Annotated in this window: 10 protein-coding genes; all 10 read left to right on the top strand. The window is 33.2% G+C overall.

Annotated elements, in window-relative coordinates; all coding sequences use genetic code 11:
• A partial coding sequence (locus RQ893_RS08245; protein WP_311482543.1) for a hypothetical protein occupies positions 1-417 on the top strand: 417 nt, incomplete at its 5' end.
• A gap of 17 nt (positions 418-434) precedes the next feature.
• Complete coding sequence (locus RQ893_RS08240) at positions 435-803, top strand: hypothetical protein (protein WP_311482542.1); 369 nt, start codon at positions 435-437, stop codon at positions 801-803.
• 58 nt (positions 804-861) lie between these two features.
• Positions 862-1,638, top strand: a complete 777-nt coding sequence (locus RQ893_RS08235; RefSeq protein ID WP_311482541.1) for a peptidoglycan amidohydrolase family protein — start codon at positions 862-864, stop codon at positions 1,636-1,638.
• Positions 1,639-1,698: 60 nt separating this feature from the next.
• Positions 1,699-1,890 (top strand): type II toxin-antitoxin system HicA family toxin, encoded by a 192-nt coding sequence (locus tag RQ893_RS08230; protein WP_311482540.1) that lies wholly within the window; start codon positions 1,699-1,701, stop codon positions 1,888-1,890.
• A 31-nt stretch (positions 1,891-1,921) separates the two neighbouring features.
• Positions 1,922-2,338: a type II toxin-antitoxin system HicB family antitoxin gene (locus tag RQ893_RS08225; RefSeq protein WP_311482539.1), complete on the top strand. Its 417-nt coding sequence runs from the start codon at positions 1,922-1,924 to the stop codon at positions 2,336-2,338.
• A 97-nt stretch (positions 2,339-2,435) separates the two neighbouring features.
• Complete coding sequence (locus RQ893_RS08220; RefSeq protein WP_311482538.1) at positions 2,436-2,858, top strand: hypothetical protein; 423 nt, start codon at positions 2,436-2,438, stop codon at positions 2,856-2,858.
• A gap of 408 nt (positions 2,859-3,266) precedes the next feature.
• A complete protein-coding gene (locus RQ893_RS08215) occupies positions 3,267-3,527 on the top strand; it encodes a hypothetical protein (protein WP_311482537.1) in 261 nt (86 codons plus the stop codon).
• 26 nt (positions 3,528-3,553) lie between these two features.
• Positions 3,554-3,805: a hypothetical protein gene (locus RQ893_RS08210; protein WP_311482536.1), complete on the top strand. Its 252-nt coding sequence runs from the start codon at positions 3,554-3,556 to the stop codon at positions 3,803-3,805.
• Between the two features lie 87 nt (positions 3,806-3,892).
• The gene (locus RQ893_RS08205; RefSeq protein ID WP_311482535.1) at positions 3,893-4,177 is read left to right on the top strand and encodes a transcriptional regulator; all 285 of its coding nucleotides are present in this window, start codon (positions 3,893-3,895) and stop codon (positions 4,175-4,177) included.
• A gap of 43 nt (positions 4,178-4,220) precedes the next feature.
• On the top strand, positions 4,221-4,421 hold the full coding sequence (locus tag RQ893_RS08200) for a hypothetical protein (protein WP_311482534.1): 201 nt from the start codon (positions 4,221-4,223) through the stop codon (positions 4,419-4,421).
• Positions 4,422-4,595 lie beyond the last annotated feature (174 nt).

The following is a 4,595-nucleotide window of genomic DNA, read 5'->3' as shown; positions in this document are numbered from 1 at the left end:
GCCATGTCTGCGGTTATTAATTCAAGTACAGCCATGTCTGCGGTAGCTGCTTCAAGTACAGCCATGTCTGCGGTAGCTGCTTCAAGTACAGCCATGTCTGCGGTTAAGAATAATGTTAGCAAGTGGACTAAGGGATTAAATAAGCAGAGTGGTACTTTCTACCCATCTAAGATAAACTCTTTAGAAAAAGTTCCTGGTACAGGAATTTATGTTATTACTAAAGTTTGGGATAAAGCAAGTGTCAAAGATAAATGTACTTTATATAGTGGTCCAGATAAAAATATTAAAGAATTTTATGAAGCTGAGAATACATCGACAAGCACTAAAGGCTTTGTTGCAGTTCACTCATTATGGATGAAAAATACCTCCTCTTATAACGAGATGAACATAAACTATGACCTTTACACAGGTAAGTAATAAAGGAGGAATAAATTGTGATTAATATAATACGAAGTATCTCTGATCTGGGTGTCCTTGTTGTGATTGCCGGGATATATATTTGGGTCTCAATTTCTGACAGAAAAGAGTATAGACAAAGTCAGACAAAATGGATGGAAGAGTCCACTAAGATATCTGATAAATTAGCAAATATAATAGCGACCAATACAGTTCGACTTGATAATTTTGAAGATAAACTAAAAGACCACAGCAACACTGCTGAAAATCACTTTGACACTCTAGGTTCTAAAATTGAGATGATAGACTCCAAACTAGAGACTTTGCAAGAAACAACAAAAGAGCTAGCAACAAGACAGATGGCAGAGGAGATTAAAAAAGAGGTAAGAAATTTAAAAAAGGATTAGGGACTAGAATTTTCTAGTCCCTTTTTAATACAAAAAACATATATTTAAGGAGGGAAATATGGGAAATATTAATAAGATGATGGAATATGCAAAATCTAGATGGCACCAACCAAAATATAAGATGGGCGGAGGTAGGATTGGAGCGGAAGCCTCTTATAGGTCGCCTTTTGAGGACTGCTCAAGCTTTGTATATAAGTGTGCCAAAGTCGGCGAATTTATACCAGAAAGTATGTGGAACGGTTCAACGGAGGATCTCTTCCGACTAGCCAAACAAGGTAAATATTTAAAAGAAATAACTTACAATGAAGTAAGAAGGGGAGATATCTTTGTAAAAGGCAAAGAAGGAGCCTCAGGAGGTGCTTATGGCCATACAGGTATTTTTACCCGTAAAGGAGAAATAATTCACTGTAACGCCGGCTCAAACTGGACCGTTACCACCAATAACGAGAGCGAGGGCTATTGGTATTATTTAGATAATAAATATTATCCAGTCCGTTATTTCAGATGGATTGATAGTGATACCAATAAAGACAAGGCTAAAAAGAAACAAGAAACCAAGAAAAAGCCTGCTGGTCCTACTGTTATTTCTGGAGCTAAAAAAGTTAAAGACGAAAAATGGAGAGGCTATACAACCGCTTATTGTAATGTAAGGAGCGGCCCTTCTACTTCTAGTTCTGTGGTTGCTCAGTATAGTCCAGGCCAAGTAATTAAATACGACCAAGTATGGGAAGGTAACGGCTATAGGTGGATTTCCTATGTAGGAGGCTCAGGTCAAAGAAGATGGGTAGCCTACAGGAGGACTAGCGGAAATACTCAGGCGTGGATTAAATTTTAATAAGAACTCTTGATATTATACACATTAGTGCGTATATTATAAGTGTAAGGAGGATAGCATATGCCACTAAGCGCAAAAGAAATGATTAAACTTCTTAAGAAGAATGGATTTATCGAGATAAAAGGCGGTAAGGGTTCTCATAGAAGATTTAAGAATTTCAAAACCGGTAAGGTAACAGAAGTGCCGTTCCATTCAAAAGAGCTCAAAAAAGGGACGGAGCAAGCTATTCTGAAACAAGCGGGACTTAAATAGTCCCCTCCTTACTTTAACTTTAGGAGGTTATATGTTTTTAGTTTATCCAGCTGTATTTCATAAATGTATTGATGAGGATGGTTATTTCATAACTTTTCCTGACTTTGAGGGAGCGAGTCAAGCGGATACAGAAAACGAATGTATTTATATGGCTCAAGACTTTTTAGGGATTAATCTTTATTATATGCTTATAGATAAGGAAGAATTTCCAAAACCAACTAGTATAAAAGATGTTGTTATTGAAGATGATGGCTATACAAATGTTGAAGAAAGTTTTATTAGCCTTGTTGGTATAGATGTTCAAAAATATGCTAAAGAAATAGGAAAAGAAACTGTAAGAAAAAATATAACCATTCCTAGCTATTTAAATGAAATGGGAAAAAATAATAATATAAACTTTTCTCAGCTTTTAACAGAAGCTTTGGAAAGAGAGTTTGAAATAGAATAATTTAATTAAAGCGATTACTAATGTAGTCGCTTTTTTAGTTCCTAAAATCAAATATAAAAATTTGTGTTTGATCAGAGTTTTAAGAAAGGAAATAAAAATGAAAGACGGAATATTAGTATTAATTAGTGTGGCAATAATGCTTGCCTTACTTACTTATGTAACTGAAGCAATAAAACAAGGTAAGGCGGCGGCTGAAAAAGAACAAGACGAAAAAAAGAGATATGTATATGAAAAAGTTTTAGACCTAGCGGACAAAATAGTGAAAAGCCTTAACCAAACTGTCGTTTCTCCATTAAAGGAGTCAGAAACTCTTACCTTTGATACAGAGCAGCAAAAAGAGGTATTGGAGAAAGCAAAAGCTAAAATCAAAAAAAATTTAGATGATAAAAGCAAAGAGCTATTAGGTGATTACTTAAACTCAAACTATAACTTAGACGAGGATCAACTTGATGAGGACTTAGATGAGATTATTCATTCTAAGGTTTACGAAAACAAAAAACCAAAAAATAAAAAAGTTTGATTTAAGATTAACCTTAATACAGTGCAAAAAAATTAAAAGGAGGAATCTCCGAAATTATACAGCAAAACCCGCCTGCACTGGGGCGGGTCTTTTTTAGTACAAAATTTACAGTAATTTTAGATTAAGATTTATATAAGTTTAATTTAAAGCAAAATAATGAACTAGTTTTATGTCTTTTTTTAATGTTTACTATTATTATTTAGTTATTAGAGTCAAATCATGTAATTCCAGAGGGGTAAATATACGCCTTGAAAAATAAAACCGCTCACAACTCAAAATATTGACATTCCTCTTAAAATGGCCGTTTATAAGCATATTTCTTTCAAAAAGCCTTGCTTTATTATACTACCCGTAGTATAATAACATTAAGATAAAACAAACAATGAAAAAGAGATGGAGATCAAAAAAATGACAAAATACCAAGTTTACAGAAAAGCAGACGATTTCGAAGATTACAGACTAGCAGATACAATTGAAATAGAAGATACACCAGAAAATAAAGAAGAATTAATATATACTAACTTTAGCGACATAGACGGTTGGAGTATTGAAGGCGATTACGAAGAATTCTTAAATGGACACGTTGATGAGATTTATTTTTACAGAGAAAATGCAACTAGCGATGAATGGGACAACGATGTAGCTGGTTATATTGCAAAGATGTATTAAAAAAGTCAAAATCAAGGAGTAAAAGAATGAAAAAATTATATATGATAGTAGAAAATAACGATGGAAATTCAAACGGACATGGTGAATTTGTCAATATGAAAGGGATTTACAATAGCGAAGAAGAAGCTAAAAATGTATTAGAAAAATTAAACGAAAAGCTTGATAATCAAGGATACCTAAAAGAGTCAGAAAACAATACAAGGTATTTATATAAATACATAGAAGTAGAATTAGGAAAAGAAGCTAACATTTATTTAGGCGGATATAGAAAATATTAGTAAAAATGCTTGACACAATATACTACCCGTAGTATAATAATAACAAGATAAGAACAAACAATGATCAATAAAATAAGGAGAAATAAAATGACAAGAGAAGAAATTAAAGAACTACTAGAAGTTGAAATAAAAAATTGTAAAGCTAACTTAGACAAAGCAGTAAACCTAGCTAAAGAAGGCAAAATGACCGCTGCAATTAATAGAATGGATATAGCAGTTATGGCTAAAAATTGTGCACTACAAAGACACGCACAATTATGGAATACAACTAAAGGAAACGTGACTGAAGAAGAATTTGAATTATTAGCAGAAGCAGAAACCTTAAATAGTTTAATCAGAAAAGCTGAAAAAACAAGAAGACAATATAGATAAGAAACATAATAAATTAATTTAGAGTATTAAGAAGGAGGTTTATTTGGAAAAAGGAAAAGTAAGTAAGGCTCAAAGACGAGCAACTAAAAATTGGGAGGAAAGCAATCCTGAAAGAAAAAGATATCTAAGGTATAGATCAAACGCCAGAACATTTGCTAGGCACTGGGCAGTTGATGAAGATATAGATGAGCTTTTAGAAATCTATAAAAATGAAAATCCTAATGCAAGAAAAAAGGAGGGGTAAGATCCCCTCTTTTTAAAATTGTTACGATAGATTGTTACGGGTAATTGATTTTTTGTGACGTCTTATGACTTTCATCATTTTAAAAACGTTTGGTTTTACGTCTCTTGATGTCTCTTGATTTATTTGGTGGAGAATAGGGGACTTGAACCCCTGACCTCTTGGCTGCCAGCCAAG

Source organism: uncultured Anaerococcus sp., from assembly GCF_963510915.1.
Lineage (GTDB): Bacteria > Bacillota > Clostridia > Tissierellales > Peptoniphilaceae > Anaerococcus.
Note: the sequence above shows the minus strand (reverse complement) of the source record. Positions and strands in the feature narration are given on the sequence as shown.

Coding starts and splice junctions, on each gene's coding strand:
- RQ893_RS08230 (WP_311482540.1), top strand. CDS start 1,699: ATGCCACTAAGCGCAAAAGAAATGATTAAACTTCTTAAGAAGAATGGA.
- RQ893_RS08215 (WP_311482537.1), top strand. CDS start 3,267: ATGACAAAATACCAAGTTTACAGAAAAGCAGACGATTTCGAAGATTAC.
- RQ893_RS08225 (WP_311482539.1), top strand. CDS start 1,922: ATGTTTTTAGTTTATCCAGCTGTATTTCATAAATGTATTGATGAGGAT.
- RQ893_RS08210 (WP_311482536.1), top strand. CDS start 3,554: ATGAAAAAATTATATATGATAGTAGAAAATAACGATGGAAATTCAAAC.
- RQ893_RS08235 (WP_311482541.1), top strand. CDS start 862: ATGGGAAATATTAATAAGATGATGGAATATGCAAAATCTAGATGGCAC.
- RQ893_RS08205 (WP_311482535.1), top strand. CDS start 3,893: ATGACAAGAGAAGAAATTAAAGAACTACTAGAAGTTGAAATAAAAAAT.
- RQ893_RS08220 (WP_311482538.1), top strand. CDS start 2,436: ATGAAAGACGGAATATTAGTATTAATTAGTGTGGCAATAATGCTTGCC.